This is a genomic window from Kitasatospora arboriphila, from assembly GCF_039528095.1.
GTDB lineage: Bacteria > Actinomycetota > Actinomycetes > Streptomycetales > Streptomycetaceae > Kitasatospora > Kitasatospora arboriphila.
This window is the reverse complement of sequence record NZ_BAAALD010000011.1, coordinates 76296-100712: the sequence shown is the minus strand read 5'-3', so window position 1 is coordinate 100712 and position 24417 is coordinate 76296. Positions and strand designations below refer to the sequence as shown.

17 protein-coding genes and 1 pseudogene are annotated in these 24417 nt (G+C 74.1%); 8 read left to right on the top strand and 10 right to left on the bottom strand.

Features of this window, described 5'->3' with window-relative positions; translation table 11 throughout:
• Window positions 1-334: 334 nt before the first annotated feature.
• The 3 genes from ABD353_RS08960 to ABD353_RS08950 form a co-directional block, all read right to left on the bottom strand.
• Window positions 335-2809, bottom strand: a complete 2475-nt coding sequence (locus tag ABD353_RS08960) for a DUF3376 domain-containing protein (RefSeq protein WP_344622953.1) — start codon at window positions 2807-2809, stop codon at window positions 335-337.
• 185 nt (window positions 2810-2994) lie between these two features.
• On the bottom strand, window positions 2995-3435 hold the full coding sequence (locus ABD353_RS08955; RefSeq protein ID WP_344622952.1) for an Lrp/AsnC family transcriptional regulator: 441 nt from the start codon (window positions 3433-3435) through the stop codon (window positions 2995-2997).
• Between the two features lie 91 nt (window positions 3436-3526).
• Window positions 3527-4876: a transaminase gene (locus tag ABD353_RS08950; protein WP_344622951.1), complete on the bottom strand. Its 1350-nt coding sequence runs from the start codon at window positions 4874-4876 to the stop codon at window positions 3527-3529.
• Window positions 4877-5127: 251 nt separating this feature from the next.
• Between ABD353_RS08950 and ABD353_RS08945 the strand changes: the two genes are divergently transcribed.
• Both ABD353_RS08945 and ABD353_RS08940 read left to right on the top strand, forming a co-directional pair.
• Complete coding sequence (locus ABD353_RS08945; RefSeq protein ID WP_344622950.1) at window positions 5128-5586, top strand: Zn-ribbon domain-containing OB-fold protein; 459 nt, start codon at window positions 5128-5130, stop codon at window positions 5584-5586.
• Window positions 5583-6706, top strand: a pseudogene (locus tag ABD353_RS08940) (SMI1/KNR4 family protein); the annotation flags it as partial. The gene ABD353_RS08945 and the pseudogene ABD353_RS08940, both read left to right, overlap by 4 nt.
• 32 nt (window positions 6707-6738) lie before the next feature.
• On the opposite strand, the gene ABD353_RS08935 reads toward ABD353_RS08940, so the two are convergent.
• Window positions 6739-8109 carry a helix-turn-helix domain-containing protein gene (locus ABD353_RS08935; RefSeq protein WP_344622949.1) on the bottom strand — a complete coding sequence of 457 codons (1371 nt, stop codon included), beginning with the start codon at window positions 8107-8109 and terminating at the stop codon, window positions 6739-6741.
• A 279-nt stretch (window positions 8110-8388) separates the two neighbouring features.
• Here ABD353_RS08935 and ABD353_RS08930 point away from each other — a divergent pair, with 279 nt between their 5' ends.
• The 4 genes from ABD353_RS08930 to ABD353_RS08915 all read left to right on the top strand — a co-directional run bounded on the left by ABD353_RS08930 (window position 8389) and on the right by ABD353_RS08915 (window position 12952).
• Complete coding sequence (locus tag ABD353_RS08930) at window positions 8389-9753, top strand: M64 family metallopeptidase (RefSeq protein WP_344622948.1); 1365 nt, start codon at window positions 8389-8391, stop codon at window positions 9751-9753.
• Between the two features lie 231 nt (window positions 9754-9984).
• Window positions 9985-10842, top strand: coding sequence for a (Fe-S)-binding protein (locus tag ABD353_RS08925; protein ID WP_344622947.1), 858 nt, complete (start codon window positions 9985-9987; stop codon window positions 10840-10842).
• The gene (locus tag ABD353_RS08920; protein ID WP_344622946.1) at window positions 10839-12296 is read left to right on the top strand and encodes a LutB/LldF family L-lactate oxidation iron-sulfur protein; all 1458 of its coding nucleotides are present in this window, start codon (window positions 10839-10841) and stop codon (window positions 12294-12296) included. The genes ABD353_RS08925 and ABD353_RS08920 overlap by 4 nt, the downstream gene beginning before the upstream one ends.
• Window positions 12293-12952, top strand: coding sequence for a LutC/YkgG family protein (locus tag ABD353_RS08915; RefSeq protein WP_344622945.1), 660 nt, complete (start codon window positions 12293-12295; stop codon window positions 12950-12952). The genes ABD353_RS08920 and ABD353_RS08915 overlap by 4 nt, the downstream gene beginning before the upstream one ends.
• Window positions 12953-13020: 68 nt before the next feature.
• Here the strand turns inward: ABD353_RS08915 and ABD353_RS08910 are convergent, their stop codons facing one another.
• Window positions 13021-13770, bottom strand: coding sequence for a TioE family transcriptional regulator (locus ABD353_RS08910; protein ID WP_344622944.1), 750 nt, complete (start codon window positions 13768-13770; stop codon window positions 13021-13023).
• A 58-nt stretch (window positions 13771-13828) separates the two neighbouring features.
• Here ABD353_RS08910 and ABD353_RS08905 point away from each other — a divergent pair, with 58 nt between their 5' ends.
• Window positions 13829-15052: an erythromycin esterase family protein gene (locus tag ABD353_RS08905; protein ID WP_344622943.1), complete on the top strand. Its 1224-nt coding sequence runs from the start codon at window positions 13829-13831 to the stop codon at window positions 15050-15052.
• Between the two features lie 140 nt (window positions 15053-15192).
• Window positions 15193-16620, top strand: a complete 1428-nt coding sequence (locus ABD353_RS08900; protein WP_344622942.1) for an FAD-binding oxidoreductase — start codon at window positions 15193-15195, stop codon at window positions 16618-16620.
• Between the two features lie 69 nt (window positions 16621-16689).
• Here ABD353_RS08900 and ABD353_RS08895 read toward each other — a convergent pair whose 3' ends face one another.
• The 5 genes from ABD353_RS08895 to ABD353_RS08875 all read right to left on the bottom strand — a co-directional run bounded on the left by ABD353_RS08895 (window position 16690) and on the right by ABD353_RS08875 (window position 24194).
• The gene (locus tag ABD353_RS08895; protein WP_425555104.1) at window positions 16690-18162 is read right to left on the bottom strand and encodes a SulP family inorganic anion transporter; all 1473 of its coding nucleotides are present in this window, start codon (window positions 18160-18162) and stop codon (window positions 16690-16692) included.
• A 46-nt stretch (window positions 18163-18208) separates the two neighbouring features.
• The gene (locus tag ABD353_RS08890; RefSeq protein ID WP_344622940.1) at window positions 18209-18808 is read right to left on the bottom strand and encodes a carbonic anhydrase; all 600 of its coding nucleotides are present in this window, start codon (window positions 18806-18808) and stop codon (window positions 18209-18211) included.
• Window positions 18809-18994: 186 nt separating this feature from the next.
• Complete coding sequence (locus ABD353_RS08885) at window positions 18995-19366, bottom strand: hypothetical protein (RefSeq protein WP_344622939.1); 372 nt, start codon at window positions 19364-19366, stop codon at window positions 18995-18997.
• Window positions 19367-19643: 277 nt separating this feature from the next.
• Complete coding sequence (locus ABD353_RS08880) at window positions 19644-20162, bottom strand: pyridoxamine 5'-phosphate oxidase family protein (protein WP_344622938.1); 519 nt, start codon at window positions 20160-20162, stop codon at window positions 19644-19646.
• A 369-nt stretch (window positions 20163-20531) separates the two neighbouring features.
• Window positions 20532-24194, bottom strand: a complete 3663-nt coding sequence (locus ABD353_RS08875) for a LamG-like jellyroll fold domain-containing protein (protein WP_344622937.1) — start codon at window positions 24192-24194, stop codon at window positions 20532-20534.
• Between the last annotated feature and the right edge of the window lie 223 nt (window positions 24195-24417).

The following is a 24417-nucleotide window of genomic DNA, read 5'->3' as shown; positions in this document are numbered from 1 at the left end:
GCCGACGCGCGAAAGGTTGCCGCCGGACGGGAAGTCGGTCCGGCCGCCGCCGACGGGAAGTCGGTCCTGCCGGGTCGGTGCGTGCCGCCGTGGCCGACGAACGGCACTCACGGCAGTGAGCGGGTCGCCGAGCAGCGAAGGGCCGTCGGAGCGGCGAGGGGCTGTCAGGGCGGCGAGGGGCCGTCCGAGCTGCGAAGGGCGGTCAGGGCGGCGAGTCACCGTCACATCAGCACGTTGCCATCCAAGAGTGAATGACCATCAGCCAAGCGATTGATCGATACCAAAGTGAATGGGTATCACACCACCAAGATGCCATCGCGAACACGAACGCCCATCACGTGAGCGGCAGGGCGATCGCCAGCGCGATGCCCGCGCCGAGCAGCGCGCAGACCAGCGCCGCCGCGCAGAGCGTACGGACGGTGTCACGACGCAGCGCGGTGCGCAGCGCACCCGGCAGCGGATCCTGGTCCAACTGCCGGCGGACGCGGCGGGTGGCGCGGCGCAGCAGCCACAGGCCCACCCGCCGGCGCAGTGGGAGACCGCCGGTGTCGGGCGGCTCCGGGTCGAGGGCGGCGCGGGCCGGGACGTTGAGCCGGCGCTGCGCCCACCGGGTGGGGCCGGCGGCGTCGGCCTCCGGTTCGGCGAGCAGCAGGGCGCGGGCGGACCGGGCGGTCCGCTGCTGGACGTCCCGGCCGCCGCGCCCGCCGACGGTGCGGTCGAGCAGGGCGGAGTCCGCGCCGAGCAGTTCGTCGAGGTTCTGCTGCATCCGTTCCCGCCCGATCTCGGCGGCGAGCAGCGCGCTGTGCAACTCCCGCTCGGCGTCCTGCCGTTCGCCCGGCTCGGGGACGAGGACGCGGAGCAGGTGGCGGGCGGCGTCCAGGCGGCCCCAGGTGAAGTCGGAGCTGCGCCAGTCCTCGTCGAGGAAGGCGCCGAAGTGGCCGAGCCGGGTGCCGTACAGCTTGCGGTCGCCCATGTCGGCGTAGCGGTCCTGGCGGAAGAGCGGGCCGAGGTCGTCGGGGCCGAGGCGGAGGAAGGCGAAGGCGGGGGTGGGTTGTTCGACGGCGGCTGCGGCGGGGGCGTAGGCGTGGCTGAGGACCTCGACGGCGAGGCAGCAGGCGAGGGCGTCGCGGGTGGTGGCGAAGCGCTGGTCGCCGAGGGTGTGCAGGGCGGTGAGGTAGCTGCCGGCGGCCTGCCGGACGAGGCCGCCGAGGGTGCGGGCGGCGTCGAGGCGGGTGAAGACCTCGCTGACCCGGTCGGCGATCCCGGCGTCGGACGGGCCCGGCGGCGGCCCCTCGCGCAGGACGGCGCGGACGGCGTCGCGCACCGCCCGGGTCTCGGCGAGCCGGCGGCAGACCAGTCCGGCCGCCGAGGCCAGCTGGCGGCGGACGGTCGGCTGGCAGTCGGGCAGGCGGCGCTGCAGGTCGCAGAGCATCATCCGCAGGACGCGTTCGGTGGGGACGAGCCCCCACCGCCAGTCGCCGGGGTCGGCGGCGTGCACGGGGTCGTCGTGCTCGGTGGCGGCCGGCGGCAGCCAGCCGGGGTTGCGGCCGGGCAGCCAGTCGGCCGCGGTACCGGGCAGGTCGAGCAGGGCGGTGACGTCGTCCGCGGAAGCCTGCCGGCGGACGTCCCAGACGACGGCCGCGGCCCGGCTGCGGCGGTAGTCGTCGAGGAGTTCGGCGGCCCGGTGCAGCAGGCGGGTGGCCCGGACGGGGTTCTCGTACAGCTCGCGGAAGAGGTGCTCCTGGACGCCGGAGACGCGGGTGCGCATCCGTTCGGCGAGGTCCTCGGTGGCGGAGCGGAAGTTGGCCTCGCGGGGGTGGTGCAGTGCGGTGGCGGCGGCCTCCGTCCAGGTGATGTCCTCGGGCCGTTTGCGGCCGACGGCCTCCTGCCGCAGGGTGCCGGCGAACGGCACCACGTACACCAGGACGCGTTCGGGCCGCCGGTCGGCGAGGCGTTCTCCGATCGCGTCGAGCACCGGGCGGAAGGGCTCGTTGTCGAGGACGCCGCCGTCCATGACGGAGCTGCTGGGGATGGCGGAGGGCGGGTCGCGGTGGTCGGCCATCGGCGCCTCCTGCACCGGGGCGAAGGCCACCGGGAACGCGGCCGTGGCGCGGGCGGCGCGCAGCAGGGCCGGCGCCAAGCGGCCGGCCGGGCCGTGGAAGTCGCGGAGCGGGCGCTTGCCGACCTGCCAGGCGCCGGCGCGGGTGCGTTCGTAGACCGGAGCCTCGTCGTCGTGGCGGAACCGGTAGACCCGGCGGTGGTCGGGCACGTCGAAGGCGCCGCCGTAGCCGTCGGTGCACCGGCGGGGGCGGCCGTCGAGGGCGGTGGCGGTGAGGAAGAGGGTGACCGGCTCGGCCAGTTGCGGTTCGCCGCCCATCGCGGCGACGGCCTCGGTGAGGGCCTCCTCGACGACGGCGCCGCGCAGCAGGCTGCCGGAGCCGTCCTCGGAGAGCAGCCGGCCGAGGTCGGCGGTGCGGTTCCAGGTGGCGTGCAGGTCGGGCAGGGCGGCGCCGCGGGCGACGGCGGTGGCCAGCAGCACGCCGTTCAGCCCGCCGGCGGAGGTGCCGGCGACCACGTCCACCACGACCCGCTTGTGCCGCTCCCGGGTGAGGCGCTGCCAGATCCGGAAGGCGGGGCGGTCGCGCTCGGCGACGCCCGACTCGTCGTCGCCCCGGGAGGCCCGGCGCAGCAGGTCGAGTTCGTGGGCCACGCCGCCCATCCAGACCGCGAGGCTGATGCCGCCGTTGAGGACGAGGGCGAGCCGGACCTCCTGCGGCGGGCCGGCGGCCGCGGTGTCCTGGTCGGTCATAGCGGAAGGCTAGGCGGCCGGCGGGGCGTCACCGTCCGGACCGGGCGGCCGGTTCAGCCGCTCGGCGGAACGGATTGCACCGGGCGGCGCAGTGGCCGCGGGCCCGGCCGACGCGGGGCCGGCCGGTAGGCGAGACCCGGCCGGCGCGAGGTCGGCGGGCCCGCGGCGTCAGGGCGTGGCCCGGGTCAGCCGACGTCCCAGAAGAACCGGTGGGTGTGGATGCCGAAGTAGGGGAAGGACTGGATGTGCTTGACGCCCTGGATCGGTCGGACGGTGTCGTTGACGAAGTCCAGCAGCTCGCGCGGCCCGGGGCAGACCACCTCGGCGAACAGGTCGAATCCGCCGGCGGTCAGCACCGAGTACACCACCTCGCCGTACCGGGCGAGTTCGTCGGCGACGCCGCGCGGGTCGCCGTCCACGGTGATGCCGAGCATGGCCATCGCCTGCCCGCCCATGGCCATCGGGTCGGTCACGCCGACGACCTGGACGGCCTTGGCGTCGATCAGCCGCTGCAGCCGCTGCCGGGCGGCCGAGGCCGACAGGCCCACCTTGGGGCCCAGGTCGGCGTACGCGATCCTGCCGTCCGTCTGCAGCTCGCGCAGGATGGCCCGGTCGATCTCGTCCAAATTCGCAACTCCTCGGTCCGTCGACCTCCGCACCCTACCGTCAGGCCGCCGGCCCGAGGAGGGTGCCGGCGGCCTGCGGGCGGACGGGGGGTCAGCCGATGAGCTGGGCCAGGGCGACGGAGAAGACGTCGGTGTGCGCGTCCACGTCCGCCTCGGTGGTGGCGGGGCACATCAGGGCCATGTTGTGGAAGGGCGTCATCAGGATGCCGCGGTTGGCCAGGTACAGGTGGAGGAAGTCCTCCAGCTCCGGGTCGGCGACCTCGGAGGAGGCGGTGCCGGTGCGGGGGGCGGGGCTGGCGAAGCGGTACTCGGTGCGGGCGCCGAGCCGGCTGACCGACCAGGGCAGGCCGTGCGCGTCGATCGCCTGCTGGACGCCGGCCTCGAAGCGCTCGGCGAGCTTGCCCATGCGTTCGAAGGCGTCGTCGGTGAGCACGTGCTCCAGGGTGGCGCGCATCGCGGCGACGGAGAGCGCGTTGCCGGCCAGGGTGCCGCCGACGCCGCCCATGTCGACCAGGTCGAGGTCGGAGCGGCCGAGCAGCCGGTCCGCGAGTTCGGCGGAGAGCCCGTACGCGCCGGCCGGGATGCCGCCGCCGATGGCCTTGCCGATGGTCAGCATGTCGGGTTCGAGGAGCCAGGCGGCGGTGCAGCCGCCGGGGCCGGCCGAGAAGGTGTGCGTCTCGTCGTTGATGAGCAGCACGCCGTGCCGGCGGGTCAGCTCGCGGACGCCGGCCAGGTAGCCGGGCTCCGGCAGCACGATGCCGATGTTGGTGAGGGCGGGTTCCATGAGGACGGCGGCGACGTCGCCGTGGGCGAGCTCGCGCTCCAGCTGGGAGAGGTCGTTGAACTCGGCGACCCGGCTGGTGAGGGTGACGTCGCAGGGCGCGCCGACGTTGCCGGGGCGGGAGGCACCGCGGCCGTCCGGGCCGACGACGATCAGCGACTCGTCGACGCTGCCGTGGTAGCTGTAGCTGTTCACCAGGATCTTGCTGCGGCCGGTGACGGCGCGGGCGAGGCGGATCGCCCAGCGGTTGGCGTCGGTGGCGGTCAGCGAGAAGCTCCAGTGCGAGAGCCCGAACCGGCGGGTCAGCTCGGCGCCCACCCACTCGGCGTCCTCGGTGGGCAGCATCGCGGTCGCGCCGCCCTGCTCGGCGAAGCGGCGCTGCACGGCGGCGGCGACCGCCTCGGGGGAGTGGCCGGCCATCGCGCCGGTGTCGCCGAGGCAGAAGTCGATGTACTCGTGGCCGTCGATGTCGGTGATCCGGGCGCCGTTCGCGGTGCCGAGGTAGCGGGGGAAGGTGCCGGCGGTCTTGTTCATCCAGGTCATCGGAACCCGGCCGAAGAGGTGGTCGGCGCGTGCGTAGGCGGCCTTCGACCGCGGATTGCGGCGCTCGGCCTCGGCGCTCTCGCGGGCGAGGAGGTGCTGCAGTCGGGTGCGGTCCATGGCGGTACCTCAGAGTCGGGGGTCCGGGGGGAGAGCCCTGACTGTAGGCAGGTATGGAGCGCGTGAGCAAGGAAACACGCTCGATTCAATTGTTTAAGCAATCGATTCGAGCGTCCATGGGGCCCGGTGCGACAGCGTGCACTCAGTGCCTTTACCGATTGGCACTCAGTGCCATACGCTCCCGGTGTCGTGTCGATCGGGCACCGGCGGCCGCTTTGCGCGCGCCCTGGCCCGGACCGGGAGGAGCCGCCATGAATCCTGTCGCCACCGCGCCCTCCGGGGCACCCGCCGTCGAGCAGCCCGGCCCCGAGCTGGTCTTCCGCCGCTGCCGCTGGTGCCGTGCCGCCACCGCGCCCGTCCGCATGCTCTGCCCGGTGTGCGGCAGCGCCGACCTGGACGACGAGGTCAGCCGCGGCACCGGAACCGTCCGGCGGCTGCTGCCCGCGGCCCGCCGCGGCGCCGGCGAGCCGATGCCCTACGTGGTCGCCCTCGACGAGGGGTTCACCGTGCAGGCCGCGGTCACCGGCACCATGCCCGGCGCCGTGCCGGCCGGCGCCCGGGTGGAACTCGCCGTCTCCAGCGGCCCGTTGGTGGCCTTCCGGCTGGCACCCGGCCAGCTCGGCCCGGTCGAGCCGGAGAGCCTCTTCGCCACCCGCGCGGTCGGCTGCGTCCGCCCGGCCGTCCTCCCCGCCGCCCGCCGCGCGGGCTGACGACCCCCGGGCCCGGCGCCGCGGGGCGCCGGAGCAGCCCCCTGAGCAGCCCCAGGGGCGGCCCGGCCGTGGAATCCGGCCTCGGCTACCCCGACCTCGGTGTGCTCGTCCTGGACGGGGACGCCCCCCCGAGCCCTGGCGCCGCCTCCCCGAGCCCGTCCCCGGCGCGCGGCCCGCCCCGACGGCGGACCCGGAACTGCTGGAGCGGACGCTCCGCGAGCGCCTGCCCGACGCCGCCGGCGCGACGGAGGAGGAGATCGCCGCCGCCGAGACGCGCCTCGGCGTCACGCTCTCCGACGAGCTGAAGGCGCTCTACCGGGTCGTCCGGGCGCGGTGGGAGGACCGGGGCGACGACTGGGAGGAGGCGGCCCGGGTGAACAGCGCAGTCGGCTGCGAGATCCACGACCTGGACGGCCTGTACGCCGTCGACGCGGCGGCCCGCCACACCCGGTGGCGGCTCTCGGCGACGGACGCGCTCCGCACCCCGCCCGACGCCCCGGTGCAGGGCCTGGCGGGCTCGCCCGGCTGGATCGTCTTCGGGAGCAACGGCGGCGACGAGCTGGCGGTCGACCTGACACCCGGCCCGGGCGGACACCTCGGGCAGGTGATCCTGGTCGGCCACGAGCTGAGCCTCGGCGCCGAACTCCTGGCCGACTCCCTCACCGACTTCGTCCTGGAGCGGACGACGGACGGACGCGGCGGCAGCACCGAGAGCGGCCTCCCGGTCGTGGCCAGGGTCGGGAACGGAGACCTCCGGTCCGTCCGGGCCGCCGCCCACCCCGACCTCGAGGTCCTGCGGATCGACAGGTCGGACGGCCCGCCGTCCGGCCTCGCCCCCGTCGCCGGACTGCCCCGGCTGCGCACCCTCACCGCCTGGCCCGGCACGCTGGCCGACCCGCTGGAGATCGCCGGGCTCACCGGCCTGGAGTTCCTCGAACTCGGCCCCCGGGAGTGGCGCGTCCTGCTGGATGCCGGAGCCGTCCCCCGCAGCCTGTCGGCCGCGGCCGTCAAGGTGGGCGACGGCGACCACCTGCCCGTCGTGGACCTCGCCAACGAGATCCTGGCGCTGTGGGGCCGTCCCCCGATCGACCGGACCCTCCTGGAGGGCGACCTCGGCCCCCGTGGCATGAGCGGCGCGAGCCGCCCGGGAGCTCAGGCGGAGGTGAACGGCGGCTGCGCCGGAGCGGGGCCGAGGGTGGTCGTGCCGGGCGCCGCGGCGTGCCCGAGGCCCGTCCGGTAGGTGTCCAGCGCGGCCTCGGTGCGGCCCAGCCGGCGCTGCAGGTCGCCGAGCAGACGGCACAGGTCGGCCAGGTCGCCAGCCGCGCCGGTGGGCTCCAGCAGGGCGAGGGCCCGGCCGTAGTGCTCCTCGGCCGCTGCGCTGTCGGCCCCGTCCTCCGCGAGCAGACCCAGCAGCCGGTGGGCGGCGGCGCGGTGCACCGGCCCGCGGTCGGGCTGCAGCCGGTCGAGGAGCCGCACGAGCAGCTGCCCCGCCTCCTCGCGGCGGCCCAGTCGGCGCAGCACGTCGGCGAGCTCCACCTCCACCTGGGCGGTGTACAGCTCCGCCCGCCCGGCCGCCAGCATGTCGCGGGCGGTGGTGAGTTCGCGGGCGGCCGCGTCGAGGGCGCCGTCCTGGGCGTGCACGTAGCCGCGCATCCAGTGGCAGTGCGCCAACTCGGTGCGGATCTGCAGCTGTTCGTACAGCGCCGCGGCCCTCGCCAGTGAGGCGTCGGCCTCCGCGGTGCGGCCCTCGGCGAGCAGGGTGCGGGCGACGGTGCGGTGCATGCCCGCGACCAGGGCCGGGTCGGTCACCTGCGGGGCCAGGCCGAGCGCGATCTCGGCGGCCTGGGCGGCCCGGGCGTGCGCGCCCATGTCCAGGTAGGGCGCGATCGCGGCGGTGTACAGCAGGACGAGGGCGTCCGGGTCCTGCAGCCCGGCGGCGTTCAGTCCGTCGATCGCGCTCTCCAGCAGGTAGCAGGAGTAGCGCAGTTCACCCGCGAGCAGGTGGGCGACGGCGCGGCCGCGGACGGCCCGGGCGCGCTGCACCGGCGGCGCCCCGGCGAGCAGCGGCTCCGCGGCCTCGAAGTGCCCGCGGGCGGCGGTCAGGTCGCCGGCGAACAGCGCGCACTGGCCGAGGCCGAGCAGCGCCGCGGCCCGTTCGTCCTCCAGGCCGTGCCGCTCCGCCTCGGCGAGCAGCCGCCGGTACGCGGCGGCCGCCGGCTCGCCCTCGCCGAGGGCCAGCAGCCGCTGGGCGTCGACCAGTTCGCCCCGCAGGCCGGTCGCGATGTGCGGCGGCCGCCCGGTGGCGAGCTCCTCGTACGTCACGCCGAGCCGTTCGGCGAGGTGCCGCAGGGCGGCCTCCGAGGGCCGCACCCGGTCCGACTCCAGTATCGAGATGTAGGCGGCCGTGTAGGCGGGCTCGGCGAGTTGGCGCTGGGTGAGGCCGCGCTCGACCCGCAGCCGGTGCACCCGCCGGCCGACGGTGCCGGAGGCGACCGGCTCCGCCGGGGTCGTCGTGTCCGTCACTGCTGTCCCACCTGTCCGCTCGGGCCCCGACGTGCGAGGGCCACCCTATGCGCTGCCCGGCCCGCACGGCGCGGATGCCGCCCCGGCTCCGGTGTCCCGGGCGCGGGCCACCGCGCCGGGGCGCCCGACGGGCCGTCGGGCGGCGACACGAAATGCCGCCGCCCGCACGGGAATCGGTGCGCCGCCCCTTGCCGGTCCGCGTCGGCGGGCCTATGTTCAGCGGCGAGTTAAACACACTTAACTCGCCTCTTAACAAGCCCTCGACCGAGAGGAGGGCATGTGCGCACCCGCATGCCCCGCTACACCGCGCTCGCCGCCGGCCTCACCCTCGCCGCCGCGCTGACCGCCCCTGCCGCGGCCGCCCCCACCCCGCCCGCGGGCCCGGCCGCCGCAACTGCTGCACCGGACGGGCGGACGGTCACGGCCGAGGCCTTCACCGGCCCGGACGCGGAGGGCCGCAGAGTGCGCGTCCCGGTCGCGGCACCGGGACACCGCAAGGGCGTTTCCGGGCGCACCGCACCCGGCGACGTCACCGGGGACGGCGCCGTCGGCCGACTCGCGGTCACCGGCCCCACCGCCGACCGCCTCGACGTGGTGATCGTCGGCGACGGCTACACCGCCGACCAGCAGGACGCCTTCCACGCGGCCGCCGCCGCCAAGTGGGCCGCCATCAGCGCGATCGAGCCGTACCGCAGCTACCGCGGACTGTTCAACGTCTGGACGGTCGACGCCGTCTCGCACGACTCCGGCATCAGCGGCGATCCCGACACCGGCACCGTGCGGGACACCGCCCTCGGCAGCTACTTCTGGTGCGCCGACACCGAACGACTGGTCTGCACCGACCTCGACAAGGTCGCCGCCTACGCCGCCAAGGCACCCGCCGCCGACCTGGTCGTGGTCGTCGCCAACTCGGCCAAGTACGGAGGCGCCGGCTACTACGGGCTGGAGGCCGAGGGCTACCCCTTCGACGGCGTGTCCACCCTCTCCTCCGACAACGCCGCCTCCAGCCTGATCGCCGCCCACGAGATAGGCCACTCCGTCGGGCAGCTCCACGACGAGTACGCCTACGACTCCTACGGCACCTGGACGGGCGGCGAGACGGACGGCCCCAACTCCACCGTGCGCACCGCCGACCAACTGCTCGCCGACCGCGCCAAGTGGTACCGCTGGCTCGGCGCGGACGACCCCGCCGGCGGCACCGTCGGCACCTACGAGGGCGGCGACTACTACCCGCACGGCCTCTACCGGCCGACCGCGACCTCCATCATGCGCGCGCTCTCCAGCACCGAGTTCAACCTGCCCGGCCGCGAGGCGATGATCGCCGGCTTCTACCGCAAGGCCAACGGGCTGAGCAGTGACCTGCCCACCGGCAGCACCGTCCGCAGGAGCACCCGGATCACCGTCGCCCCGGCCGCGCTGACCGGCCTCGCCGCCCCCGAGCTGCGCTGGTACCTCGACGGCGCCGAGGTCGGTGCCGTCCGCGGCCGCACCTCGGTCGTGCCGGCTGCCCTCGGCGTCCGCCCGGACGGCAGGACGCACCGGCTCACCGCCGTCTCGGTGGACCGCACCGCCGCCGTGCGCGACCCGCAGATCCGGGACCTCGCCACCGACACCCTCACCTGGCGGGTCACCGGCACCCCCTGAGCCCGGAGGCCGGATCCCGCAGGCCCCCGGGCGGCGGGATCCGGCCGACCTCGGCCGACATGCGTGGCGGATCCACCCGGGGGGCGCCCGGCGGCCGTACACTCCCCGCGACGACGCCCCGCGCCGCCGCCCCGCCTCGCGCCGTACCGCACTGCCGTGCCGCAGCACAGCAGCACAGCAGCACCGCCGAACCGCAAGACGCCGCCAACGACCGCCGCCGAGGGAGCCGCGATGCGTGTCGCACTGTTCGCCACCTGCGTCAACGACGCCGTGCGCCCGCGCACCGCCCGGGCCGTGGTGGAGCTGCTGGAGCGGCTCGGGGTGACGGTCGACTTCCCGGCCGCGCAGACCTGTTGCGGGCAGCCGCAGTACAACACCGGCTACCGGCGCGAGGCCGAGCCGCTGGTGCGCCGCACCGCCGCCGCCTTCGCCGGCTACGACCACGTGGTCACCCCGTCCGGGTCGTGCGCGGCGATGGTCCGGGAGGCCTACCCGCGGATCGGCGCCCGGGCCCAGGCCGAGGGCCGCGGCACCGAACTCGCCGACGCCGCCGCCTCGCTGGCTCCCCGGATGCTCGAACTCACCGAGTTCCTGGTGGACGTGCTCGGCGTGGTGGACGTGGGCGCGTACTTCCCGCACACCGTCACCTACCACCCGTCCTGCCACGGGCTGCGGATGCTCGGCCTCGGCGACCGCCCGCGCCGGCTGCTGGCCGCGGTGAAGGGGCTGGAGCTGCATGAGCTGCCCGGCGCGGAGGAGTGCTGCGGCTTCGGCGGGACCTTCGCGGTGAAGAACCCGGACGTGTCCGCCGCGATGGGGGCCGACAAGGTCCGCAACGCCCTCGGCACGGGAGCGGACGTGCTGTGCGGCGTCGACAACTCCTGCCTGCTGCACCTCGACGGCACCCTGCGCCGCCGAGGCGCCCCGATGCAGGCCGTGCACCTCGCCGAGATCCTCGCCGCCACCGAGGCCGCCCCGTACCGACCGCCCGCACCCCGCCGGGCCCACACCGTGCCCACGGCCGTCGCCTCCTCCGCCGTCGCCTCCGCCACGGCCGCCACCGCCGGTGCGGGAGGGCACACCGAATGAGCTCCGCGTACCTGGGCATGCCCGCCTTCCCCGAGGCCGCCAAGGACTCCACCAAGGACGCCACCCTGCGGGCCAACCTCGGCCACGCCACCCGCACCATCCGCGAGAAGCGCGCCCGGGCGGTCGCCGAACTCGACGACTGGGCCGAACTCCGCGCCGCCGGCAAGGAGATCAAGGACCGCGCGCTGCGCCGGCTCGACCACTACCTGCTGCAGGCGGAGGAGGCCGTCACCGCGGCGGGCGGCACCGTGCACTGGGCGGCCGACGCGGCCGAGGCCAACCGGATCGTCGCCGACCTGGTGAAGGCCACCGGCGAGAGCGAGGTGGTCAAGGTCAAGTCGATGGCGACGCAGGAGATCGGGCTCAACGAGGCGCTGGCCGCCGAGGGCATCACCGCCTACGAGACCGACCTCGCCGAGCTCATCGTGCAGCTCGGCGACGACCTGCCCTCGCACATCCTCGTCCCCGCCATCCACCGCAACCGGGCCGAGATCCGCGACATCTTCCGCGAGGCGATGGGCCGTTGGGGCCGCCCCGCGCCCGAGGGCCTCACCGACTCCCCGGCCGAACTCGCCGAAGCCGCACGGTTGCACCTGCGGGAGAAGTTCCTGCGCGCCAGGGTCGGCGTCTCCGGCGCCAACTTCCTCATCGCCGAGACCGGCACCCTGGTCGTCGTCGAGTCCGAGGGTAACGGCCGGATGTGCCTCACCCTGCCCGAGACGCTGATCTCCGTCGTCGGCATCGAGAAGGTGATCCCCACCTGGCAGGACCTGGAGGTCTTCCTCCAACTGCTGCCCCGCTCCTCCACCGCCGAGCGGATGAACCCGTACACCTCCACCTGGACGGGACTCGGGCCGTCGAAAGGGGCCGACGGCGACGGCCCCAAGGCCTTCCACCTCGTCCTGCTCGACAACGGCCGCACCGCCACCCTCGCCGACCAGGTCGGCCGCCAGGCGCTGCGCTGCATCCGCTGCTCCGCCTGCCTCAACGTCTGCCCGGTGTACGAGCGGGCCGGCGGCCACGCCTACGGCTCCCCGTACCCAGGCCCGATCGGTGCCATCCTCACCCCGCAGCTGCGCGGCCTCGGCACCGAACTCGACGCCTCGCTGCCCTTCGCCTCCACCCTGTGCGGCGCCTGCTACGAGGTCTGCCCGGTCGCCATCGACATCCCCGAGGTCCTCGTCCACCTGCGCGAACAGGCCGTCGAACAGGGCCCCGGCCACCGCGTCGAGAAGGCCGCGATGAAGGCCGCCACCTGGCTGCTCGACCACCCGGCCGCGCTGGCCGCCGCCGAACGCGCCGCCTCCGCCACCCGCGCCCTGCACCCCCGCAAGCTCCCGCTGCCCGGCCCCGCCAAGGCCTGGACCGACACCCGCGACCTCCCCGACCTGCCCGCCGAATCCTTCCGCGCCTGGTGGGCCGAGCACCGCGACCGCAAGGACGGCCCTGCATGAGCACCTCCCGCGACACCGTCCTCGCCCGCATCCGCAGTGCCCTCACCGACGTCCCCGCCGGTGAGGAGGCCGGCCGCTCGCCCGTCCGCCGCGACTACCGCTTCGCGCACGTCCTCGACGACCCCGAGGCCGTCCTCGACCTGCTCGCCGAGAACCTGGCCGACTACCGCGCCCGGGTGCACCGCTGCACCGAGGAGACGCTGCCCGGCCTGCTCGCCCGGCTGCTCGCCGACCACGGATCCCGGTCCGTCGCCGTCCCCCCGGGCCTGCCCGCCGCCTGGCTCGCCGCGACGGAGGCCGAACGGCGCCCCGACGACGGCACCCTGACGGCCCACCGGCTCGACACCACCGACAGCGTCGTCACGGGCTGCGCCCTCGCCGTCGCCGAGACGGGCACGATCATCCTCGACGGCGGCCTCGGCCAGGGCCGCCGGGTGCTCACCCTCGTCCCCGACCACCACGTCTGCGTGGTCCGCGCCGACCAGGTGGTCGCCTCCGTCCCGCAGGCCCTGCCCCGCCTGGACCCGGCCCGCCCGCACACCTGGATCTCCGGCCCCTCCGCCACCAGCGACATCGAACTGACCCGGGTCGAAGGCGTGCACGGCCCCCGCACCCTGGACGTCGTCCTGGTCGAGGACCACGACCCCCGGGGCTGAACCACGGCCCGGCCCGTCCCTGCCGGGCCCGACTCCGCCGACCCCGCCGGTGCCGGGATGTCCGGTGCTCAGCCGCGGGCCCGCAGGTACGCCTCCAGCGCGGCCGCCCCGACCAGCATCGCCCGTCCGCGGGCGGCCAGCCGGGCGTGCCAGTCCTGCAGCGTCGCCTCCAGCGGCTCCAGCCCGCCGGCCGCCCGCACCTGGGCGATCAGCGGGGCGATCCGCTCCAGCAGGTGGCCGCCGCGCCTGAGCTGGTGGACGAGGCGGACGTCCCGCACGTCCGCCTCGTCGTACACCCGGTACCCGGTCAGCGGGTCGCGGCGCGGACGCACCAGCCCGGCCCGCTCCCAGGCGCGCAGCGTCGCGGGCCGGAGGCCGAGCTCCTCCGCGAGCGGCCCGATGAACGTGCCGCGCGCGCGGACGGCTCCGGGTCCGTCCGACGGCCCGGCACGACCCTCCGCGGCCGCCGGAGCCAGGCCGCGGAGCGCGTCCTCCACCGCGCGGAGGGTCTGCCGGTCGCCGAGGAGCTGGACGTGGCTTTCGTCGATCAGCCGGAAGGCCTCCTCGTCCGCGCCCGCGTTCACGGCCTGCATGACCGCCGTCGCCGTCCGGTGGCCGTGCCCGGGCAGCAGGGCGAGGAAGGCGCGCAGCGCCGCCGCGTGCAGCGGGGTGTAGCTGCGGTAGCCGTGCTGGCTGCGCTCGGCGGCCGGCAGGATCCCGGCCTCCTCGTAGTTCCGGACCGCCTGCGTGGACAGCCCGTGCCCGCGCGCCAGGTCGACCGGCCGGAGCCGCTCACCGCTTTGAAGGTTTCGTGCCATGACCCTGGTGGTGTCGGGGAAAAGTTTCAACCGAAGCTTCAACGATACCGTTGAACGCATGGCGACTGACATCAAGGAATCCGTCCGCCCGGTCGACGCTGCCGCGCTGCTGGCGCTGCTGCCGTCCCGGCCGCGGATGCTCGCCCTGGGCGAGCCGACGCACGGCGAGGACGACCTGCTCGACCTGCGCAACCTGCTCTTCCGGCAGCTCGTGGAACAGGAGGGCTATCGGACGATCGCGATCGAGAGCGACTGCCTCGCCGGCCTGCGCGTCGACGCGTACGTCACCACCGGCGCCGGCACCCTCGACGAGGCCGTGGCGCACGGCTTCAGCCACGGGTTCGGGGCCTCAGCGGCCAACCGCGAGCTCGTCCGCTGGATGCGCGCCCACAACGAGGGCCGGCCCGCCGCCGAGCAGGTGCGCTTCGCCGGATTCGACGGCCCGCTGGAGATCACCGGGGCCGAGAGCCCCCGCACGGCCCTCACCGCGCTCCACCGCCACCTCGCGGAACACGCGGACCCGGACCTGCTCCCGTGCACCGCGGCGACGCTCGACCGGCTGCTCGGCGCCGACGACCGGTGGACGGAGCCCGCCGCGATGATGGACCCGACCCGCTCGGCGGGTCAGTCCGCCGAGGCGGCGCAGCTGAGGCTGATCGCCGACGACCTGGTGGCGCTGCTCGACACCCTCACCCCGCAGCTGGCCACAGCGCCCCCGAGCGAGGAGCGGGACCCGAGCGAGGAGTGGGACCGCGCCCGCCTGTACGCGCGTACCGCCGTCGGCCTGCTGCGCTACCACCACTGGACGGCCGACACCTCGCCCGGCCGGATGGCCCGCCTGATCGGCCTGCGCGGCGCGATGATGGCCGACAACCTGCTCGCCCTCGCCGAACGCGGCCCGGTGCTGGTCTTCGCCCACAACAGCCATCTGCAGCGGGAGAGGAGCAGCATGCGGATGGGCGGCGTACGGCTGGAGTGGTGGAGCGCCGGAGCGCTGGTCGCCGCCCGCCCCGGCGCCGACTACGCCTTCGTCCACACCGCCCTCGGCACGATCCGGCACCGCGGCGTGGACACCCCGCCGCCGGACACCGTCGAAGGACTCCTGCACGCACTCCCGGACGACCGCGTCCTCGTCGATGCCCGCGGGCTGGCCGCCGCCCTCACCGGGACGCCGCCCGCACCCCGGGAATCCCCCTGGTTCGGCTACGCCCCGCTCGACCCGGCCCACCTGGCCGCCGTGGACGGGCTGCTGTACGTCAGGGACGTGGGCCCGCAGGGCTGAGGCCGCCGGAGCGGACGGCGGCGGGCCGCACGGTGGCGGGCCGGACGTCGGCTGACCGGGCCCGTGGCGGACCGGACGGTGCAGCGGCGGGCCCGGTGCCAGACTGGGGAGGCGGGGGGCCGCCCGAGACGGGAGTGGCCATGGACACGGTGACCGGCACAGGCACGACCGACCGCGCGGCGCCGCCGCCCGACCCGGAGACCGACGGCCTCGCCGCCGCCCTCCGCGGCGACCTGGTGACGCCGGCTGACCCCGGCTACGACCTGGCCCGGCAGATCTGGAACGGCTCCGTCGACCGCAGACCCGCGGCGATCGCCTACTGCGCCGGGGTCGCCGACGTCATCGCCGCCGTCCGCCACGCCGCCGCCACCGGGGTGCCGTTCGCCGTCCGCAGCGGCGGCCACAGCTTCCCCGGCCAGTCGCTCTGCGACGGCGGACTGGTCGCCGACCTGTCCCGGCTCAAGGGCATCCGGATCGACCCGGAGGCCCGCACCGCCCGCGTCCAGGCAGGCGTGCTGCTCGGCGAACTCGACCACGAGACCCAGCAGTTCGGTCAGGCCGTGCCCGCCGGGATCGTCACCCACACCGGGCTCGCCGGCCTCACCCTCGGCGGCGGCATCGGCTGGCTGATGCGCCGCCACGGCCTGACGATCGACCAACTGCTCTCGGTCGACCTGGTCACCGCCGAAGGCGGCTACGTCCGGGCGAGCGAGAACGAGAACCCCGACCTGTTCTGGGGCGTCCGCGGCGGCGGCGGGAACTTCGGCATCGTCACCGAGTTCGAGTTCCGGCTCAATCCGGTCGGCCCGGCCGTCCTCGCCGGCCCGATCATCTGGGACGCCGCGGACTCCGCCCGGCTGCTGCGCTTCTACCGCGAGTGGATCGCCGACGTGCCCGACGGGCTCACCACCGCGGTCGTGCACCGCAAGGCCCTGCCGCTGCCCGAGATCCCCTCCGAGTGGCACGGCCGGCCGATCGCCGTCGTCATCTGCTGCTGGACGGGCGACCTCGACGAGGGCGAGCGGGTGCTGCGCCCGCTGCGCCGCTTCGGCCCGCCGGTCGCCGACCTGTGCCGGGCGAAGCCCTTCACCGAGCACCAGGCGATGCTCGACCCGTCCTATCCGCGACGCCGCTGGTACTACTTCAAGTCCTTCGACACCGCCGAACTCACCGACGAGATCATCGAGATCACCGACGACCGGGTCCGCGGGATCCGCTCGCCGCTGACCAGCTTCCCGATCTTCCACCTCGGCGGTGCGATCTCCCGCACCGGCGAGGACGACACCGCCTTCAGCGGCCGTTCGGCCGGGCACACCTTCAACATCAACGGCAGCTGCGCCGGCCCCGAGGGCTTCGAGGAGGAACGGGAGTGGGTCCGCGACTTCTGGTCGGCGCTGACCCGGCACCACACCGGCGTGTACGTCAACTTCCTGATGGACGAAGGCGATTCGCGGATCGAGCAGGCGTACGGCGCCGCCAAGTACCGACGGCTGCGCGCACTGAAGCGGCGATGGGACCCGGGCAACCTGTTCCGTCTCAACCAGAACATCCCGCCCGCGGAGGACTGAGGCCCGTACGCGGGCGAGCGGCCCGCCGTGCCGCGGCCGTGGCGGTCGGCGGCACGGCGGGCGGCGGGCTCAGCGCAGCGCGGGCGCGTGCACCGGGTCGACCCCGAACTCGTTGTGCCGGCCCGCCCAGTCCTGCAGCGCCGTGCGGCAGGCGTGGTCGAGGTGGCGCAGCGCGCTCAGGTCGAGTTCGATCGCGCGGTCCCGGGGCAGCGCCTCCAGGGTGTCCAGGATGCGCGGCAGCCGCAGGAAGGTGGCGTTGCCGAGGATCGCGACCCGGATCGGGCCGTCGGCGGTGTCCGTGACCTCCAGGTGCACCGAGGAGGTCTCCCACGCCGTCTTCAGCACCGCGAGGACGAGGCCGAGCAGCACGCCCTCGAACATGTTGGTGGCGACGATCGCGACGGCCGTGGCCACCAGCACCACGGCCTCGCCGCGGTGCGAGCGCCACAGCGGCCGGATCGCGGAGACGGGCAGCAGCTTGCACCCCGCGTGCACCAGGACGCCGGCCAGTGCGGCGAGCGGGATCACCCCGAGTGCGGCGGGCAGCAGTGCGGCGAACAGCAGCAGCCAGACGCCGTGCATGACGCGGGAGGCCTTGGTCCGGGCGCCGGCCTGGACGTTGGCGGCGCTGCGGACGATGACGGCGGTCATCGGCAGGGCGCCGAGCAGACCGCACAGGGTGTTGCCGGCGCCCTGGGCGATCAGCTCCTTGTCGTAGTCGGTGCGCGGGCCGTCGTGCAGCCGGTCCACCGCGGCGGCGCTGAACAGGCTCTCCGCCGAGGCGATCAGCGTGAACGCCAGGACGGTGGCGATCGCCCCGGCGTCGGCGAGCACCGCGAGGCCGGAGGCGGACGGCGGCTCGATCACCCCGAGCAGGCCCTTCACCTCCACCTTGGCCACCGGCAGGCCGAGCACCGCGACGACCGCGGTGGCCAGGCCGACCGCGGCGAGCTGCGCCGGCAGCGCCCTGGCCTTGGCGGGCAGCTTCTTCCACAGCACCAGCACCGCCACGGTGCCGGCGCCGACGGCGAGCGAGGCGAGGCCGGTGGAGGAGCGGGCGGTGTCGGCGACCAGGCCGGGCAGTCCGGCGATGTTCGCCGGACCGCTGCCGCGGGCCTTGGCGCCGGCCAGCGCGTAGAGCTGTCCGGCGATCAGCACCAGGCCGATGCCGGCCAGCATGCCGTGCACCACGGACACCGAGATGGCGCGGAACAGGCGGCCCAGTCTCAGCACGCCCATCAGCAGCTGCAGCAGGCCGGCGGCGAGCACGATGACGCCGAGCGCGGCCACGCCGAACTCGGCGACCGCCTCGTACACGAGTACGGTCAGGCCGGCGGCCGGCCCGGACACCTGGAGGCTGCTGCCGGGCAGCAGGCCGGTCAGCAGGCCGCCGACGATGCCGGTGACCAGGCCGAGTTCGGCGGGCACGCCGGAGGCGACGGCGACGCCGACGCAGAGCGGCAGGGCCACCAGGAAGACGACGAGGGAGGCCGCGAAGTCCGCCCGGAGGGCGGGCGGGTCGAATGCGGTTGTACGCAACATGAGGTCCTCTGTGGGTCGGTCGTGGAACGGCCGGCTCAAGGGCCGCTCAGAGCGGGAGGAAGGCGTCGGCGTCCGGCCGGTGGGCCAGGACGAGGCCGGTGTGCACCTCGTAGAACCAGGCGTGCAGCCGCAGTTCACGGGCGGCCGTGCGCCGGGCGACGCCCGGGTAGGCGCGCAGCCGGTCGAGCTGCGCGAGGACGTGCCGTTGCACCGGCCCGGCCACCGTGGGGTCGAAGACCTCGGTGGGCCCGGCGAGGGCGGTGCGGTCGGTGGTCGCCAGCCAGCCGCGGACGGCCGGCACGGCACTGAGGTCCTCGCCGCGGACGACCGCGCCGACCGCGCCGCAGTGCGAGTGGCCGCAGACGACGATGTCGCGGACGGCGAGCACCTCCACGGCGTACTCGACGGTGGCGGCCTCCCCGGAGGGGCGGTCGGTGCGGTACGGCGGGACGATGTTGCCCGCGGTGCGCAGTTCGAACAGGTCGCCGGGGTCGGCGCCGGTGATCAGCGACGGGACGACCCGTGAGTCGGAGCAGGTGATGAACAGGGCCTGCGGGGACTGCCCGGCCGCCAGGCCGAGGAACTGCCGGCCGTCCTGGGCGGCACGGTCGCGGAACGAACGGGCACGGTCGATCAAAGGGTCCATCGGGGCATACCTCCATGGCCCCGGCGCGCCTCGGCGCGGGGGCGTGGTGTCGACGAGGTCTTCACGCCGCAACGGCGACGGTCGCCGTGGGCGTGCGGCGGAGCGGCCGGGCGCGGATCGGAGAGGATCAGCGCGGTACGGCAGCGGGCCGGGCGGCGGGGCCCGAAGAACGGGCCGCGGGCCCGCTCAGCAGCGGAAGACCTGGTACACGGAGGCGGTGGACCCACCGGTGGGTCTGGACGGGTAGGGGAGGGGAGCCCCCGGCGCCCTCGGACGGGCGTCGTGGCCGGACGCCGCAGCGGACGCCACGAGCTGGCCGACCGGCCGCAGGGCGGCGCCGCCGCCCGGGGCGGGCCGGCCGACGGCGTGCGGGCCGTGCCTCAACGGCACGCCCGCGGGCAGCTCCTTCTCCGTCTCCTTGTGCTCGGCGACGTTGGCGGAGGCCGCGGCCGGGACGGACTGACGGGGCTTCAGCGTCCCCGCGGCACCCCCGCCCAGCAGCAGGGCGAGACCGAGCAGGGCCGCCAACAGGCCCGTGACCGAGCTGCGCGTACGCATCGGTGCTCCCCCTTCCGTCGCCGTTCAGCTGGGCATGTTCACGGTGATAAACGCATCTGATGACAGATCAGTTTCCTCGAGATGTGGAGATCGTGACAGGAAGGCGGCCGGTATCGGTACGTGTCCGAGCGATCCGCCCGGGAGCCACGGTGACGGAGAGTGAGGGGGAGTAGGAAGGGCGCACGGGGGTGACGTCACTCGTGCGTGTGATCGTCCGGCGAATCCCCGTCCGCCGGAGCAGAGCCGTCCCGCCCCCCGGTCACCCCGTCCGCAAGCCCTAGCCGTCCGCCCGGGTCCAGAACTGGCGGGGCGCGAATCCCTCGCGCCGGAGCCAGTGTTCGGTGTAGACGATCCGGTCGGCCTCGATCACCACGATCGGCCCGGTCGGCGGCTCGTCGAGGGAGCGGGAGCGCTCGACGTGGTCGGACTGCCAGCGGAAGGCCGGCCAGTAGCGGTCGAAGCCGGGATCGCCCTCGGACAGCACCCGGGCCCGGCCGAAGAGCTGTGCGCCCCGGCTGCTGGCCTGGCCGACCAGCGGGGCGAAGACCCCCACCGACGCCCGGGGGTCCGCGGCCAGGTTCCTCATCTTCGGCGAACCGGCGGCCGTGGAGAACATCACCGCGAAGCCGAGGTGGAAGTACCGCACCGGCGTCGCGAGCGGCCCGTCCGGCCCCGCCGTCGCGAGCACGCACATGTTCTGCGAGGACAGCAGGTTGAGTATGCGTTCCTCCAACCGCTCGCGATCGAGCCGCTGCTTCGGTGCCGGGCCGGCCAGCCAGGGATTGGTCACAGTCATGATCAAGTCTCGCACGGCCCGGCCCCGGTCCTGCCGGGGCCGGGCGGCGACGGCCACCGGAAGCGTCGTCAGGGCCGCTGCCGCGCAGGCCCGATGCTCAGCTCCAGGGCGGCCGGCCGGTGCCCTCGGCCCACAGGGCGAGTGCGCGCACCGGTGGCCACCACGGTAGCCACGTCGCACCGTTGCGGGTCCGCTGCCTGCCCGGCGTGGTCGCAGGACGTCCGTGGCGGGTCACAGGCTCCGCATCTGCGGTGACGATGCACCGGGCTGCGTGCGTGTGAACGCGTCTCTCGGCGCCAGAACCAGAAGATCTCTGAACGGATCGAGAGCCTGCGGGTTGGTTCCCGCAGGCCCTTCGACTGGACGGTTTCAGCTGGTGTAGAGGGCGGTGATCTGGGCCGGGGTGAGAGCGTAGGGGAAGGTACGGACGTCGCTGACGGCGCCGGTGGTCTTGTTGTCGACGGGGTACTGGGTGGTGGCGTTGGCGCCGATGGTGGTGGGGCCGGCGGCGTTCCAGGGGGTGGGGTTGGTGCCGGCGCCGGCGAACTGGCCGTTGACGTAGAGCGTCATGGCGTGCGTGGCGGCGTCGTAGGTGGCCACCAGGTGGGTCCACTGGCCGGTCTGGGGCGGGGCCGTGGCGTGGGCGGTGTGGTAGGCGGTCGGGGAGATGTTGTCGGTGGAGGGTGAGACGAAGGTCCAGGCGTTGAAGGCCTGGGAGTACTGGAGGTAGTACGCGCCGCGGGTGTTGGCGTTCTGGGTGACGAGCGTCTGGTAGCCGTTGAGGTTGCTGATCTTGGCCCAGACGGAGACGGAGTAGCTCTGGCTTGTGTCGACCGAGGCGGTGGTGGTCTTGAGGTAGGTGCTGCCGTTGAGGGTCATGGCGGCGTTGACGGTGCCCTTGTGGTCGGCTTCCCAGGCGGCGCTGCCGGTGATGGTGGCGGGGTTGAGTCCGCTGCTGTCGGTGGCGGTGCTGTTGTTGGTGCTGGCCGCGGTCAGCGGCCACTGGTCGGCGCCGAGCGTGGTGCTGAGGACGGTGTCGGGACCGGTCGTCCAGGTGTAGCCGGGGGCCGTTGTGGTGCCGGTGCGGTGTCCGGTCCAGATCTGGACGGCGCCGGCGGAGGTGATGCCCCACAGGGTGGGGTTGGCGTTGCCGGTGAGGTCGCCGTCGGAGCCCACGTGCGGCCAACTCGAGGAGTTCACCCAACTGCCGATCTGGGTGTTCGTGGCGATGTCGGTGAGGGTGGGGTAGGTGGTCCGGGTCCCGAGGTCGGGGTCGGTGTACGTGCCGGTGCCGGTGGTGAAGGTGTAGCCGCGCAGATCGCCGTTGCCCGAGTTCCGCGCCCACAGGCCGGGATGGCCTTGGCCCGCCCAGTCACCGGGGGACATCAGTTCCCAGCCCTTCCAGCCGTCAGAGCTGATCTTGATGGGGGCGGCAAGTGCGGTGTCGCTGTAGGAGGGGTAGAACCAGAGGGTGCCGTCCTGGGTGGCCGGGTTGGTCTCGACGGTGAGCAGGCCGGTGCGGTTCTGGAACTTCTTGGCCGAGTCGAGGTCGCCGGTGGCCGGGTCGCCGAGGGCAGCGATCTGCAGGGTGGTCGACCAGTCCGTGGCGTTGTAGCCGGTGCAGTTGTCCGGACGGTCCGCCAGGGGCGCACATACAGGCTTGGAGACGGTCTGCTTCGTGTCGAAGACGCCGGGGATCCCGGTGTTTCCGGGGTTCTTGTAGTAGTACAGCGCGGCGGCGCCGTCCTTGTGGACGATCAGGTCGTCGATGTTCATGCCGCCGCGCAGGCTACCGCGGTGGGTGGTGCGGTAGTTGGCCCAGGAGTCGCCGCTCGGGGAGCTGGCCTTCTTCGCCGCCAGCAGCGTGGTGGGACCCCCGGCCTGGGGGTTGCCGGGGACGGTGTGGGCACGCAGGTTGCCGCCGGCGTCCGGGGCGAGGACGTCGGGCACGCCGTCGCCGGTCACGTCGCCGAAGACCGGGGCCGGGCCGTTGGGGTTCCACGGCACGTAGAAGGCGTACGGCGCGATCGCGGAGAGGTTGCCGGCGTTGTCCTCGGCCTGGACGTAGAGGATGTTGGTGCCCCAGTGGCCGGGGGTGACGTTCGGGATCTGACCGGTGGGCATGGCCGCACCGCACTGCCAGGCCGCGCCGGCGAGCTGTGGGTCCCAGCTCCAGCGTAGGCAGGCCTGGCCGGAGGTGTTCATGCCGCTGGGGTTGGGGTCGACGGCGCTGAACGGTACCGCGCCGCTCTGCCCGGCGTAGATCTTCGGTGTCTGGCCGTTGCCGGAGGGCGGGAACTGCGTGGCGGGGTCGTTGACCGTCGCGGGGAAGGAAAGAGTGGGCGGTGTGGTGTCGACCTTGAAGAAGCACATCGGGGTGGCACCCGACCACGGCACACCGGGCAGCTTGTCACTGGCCATGATGCTGTAGCCGTAGGAGTGCCCGTCCTTGATCACACCGGGCTTGACGGTGAACGGCGCGTTGCCGCCGCTGGTCACCTCCGGTGAGTAGCCGCTGTCCACGTCGGGTGCGTTGGGCAGGTTGTAGTCCCAGATGTGGTTCCAGGTGTAGAGCCGGCTCTGGATCGGGCTGGAGACGGTCGAGTTGATCGTCACTCCGCCGGTCTGATCCGCGCCGGCGCCGAGCCAGCCCCAGGCGGCGCTGATGCCGTTGCCGCACGACTGCGTGGTCTGCGACGGGCTCACGATCTTCGGTGCGGGCGAGACGCCCGGGTTGGTCGGGGTGTTGGGCACCCGGTCGTACTCCACGTACAGCGAGGGCTGGTAGGTGAAGCGCTTGAAGCCGTTCTGGTTGCTCTCGTCGCCGTACAGGCCGAAGGTCAGCGTGTCGTGGTCGCCGCCGTACTGCTGCAGGGCTCCGGTCACGTCGTAGCTGAACGGCACGTTGTCGTAGCAGTTGCCGTGGCCGGAACCGCCGACCCACTGACGGCCGAGCGCACCGCCGATCGTGCTGGGCTTTCGGTCCCAGCTCGTCGTATCGTCGATGGCACCAGTGAGGTACAGGTCAAGCGGGTAGGTGTTGGTGCAGGACCAGTCGGCCGAGACGTACTCCTGCAGGTCCATCCTCGCGTAGTGGAAGACCGCGCCGTGCAGGGGGCTGGTGTTGAACCGGTAGAACGTGCGGTGCACGTCGGACGGCGAGCAACTGCCGCCGGCCGTGTAGTACCCGCAGACGCCCGCCCCGGGGTGATCCTGATCGGAGCTGCCGGTGCGGTTCCAGTTGGTGGTGGTCGGGTGGGCTGACTGTATCCAGGTCCAGGCATTGGCCGCCGTGCTCCACGGAACCCAGGCGGGGTCGATGAAGTACGGGGCGGTGCCGTGGGCGAGCAGGTCCTGGTCGGGCGCCAGGTTGATGCCACCGGCGGTCGCGGTGACCGGCATTTCCGCGGTCCTGGCGCCGGCTCCGGGTCCGTCGGGGGTGCTGGTTGCCGATGCTTTACCGGCGGTGCCGATTGTGGAGTCCGCGTCGCCCGCATTCCGCGCCGGGGAGCGGGTCTGTGCGCTCTTCACCGTGCCGGTTGCAGGGGCAGTGCTGTCCCACATCTTCGGGGTCGGGGCGAGCCAGCGCGGCTTGCCGTCGGACCCGCTGGCCGTCAGGTTGCCACCCTGGTCGCTGGTGACGGTGACGCCGTCGGCGAGGGTGTTGAAGTGCAGGTTCTTCAACGCGGGATTGGCCGCAGCGGTCTGCGTCCTGACGACCAGTACCGTGGTCAGGCCACCGGCCTTGGTCGCGGTGACCTTCAGGTCGATGTCCGGTGCCACCGACGGGTAGAGCAGGCTGTCGCCCTGGACACTCGGTGGGGGCAGCGTGAACGGAGCGGTCAAGGCCAGCTTCTTGCCGTCCGGACTGGTCATCGTTGCAAGCGGGCCGCTGCCGCCCTCGGACAGCACCAGTTCACCGGCCGCAGCCTTCGGCGAGAACGTTCCGTCCGCATTCGCCGTCAGGCTCGCGTCGAGCGCCGTCCAGACGCCGCCCTTCTTGACCCGTTGCTGGTCGGGGTGACTGGTCAAGGCCAGATGCCCCGCCGGCGTGGCGACGGTCTCGCTGAACTCCGTGGTCAGCGATGCGATCGGAACCTTCTGGCCGGTCGATTTCGCCTGTGCGAGAGCTTGCCCGGTTTCGTCGGCCGGCGGTCGCTCTGCGGCCCGCTCGGCCGTGGCGGCTTCGATGTCGAGCTGCGACGGCATGACGCTGGAAGGGGCAGGGACTGTGTCGGCACGGGCGGCCGGCACG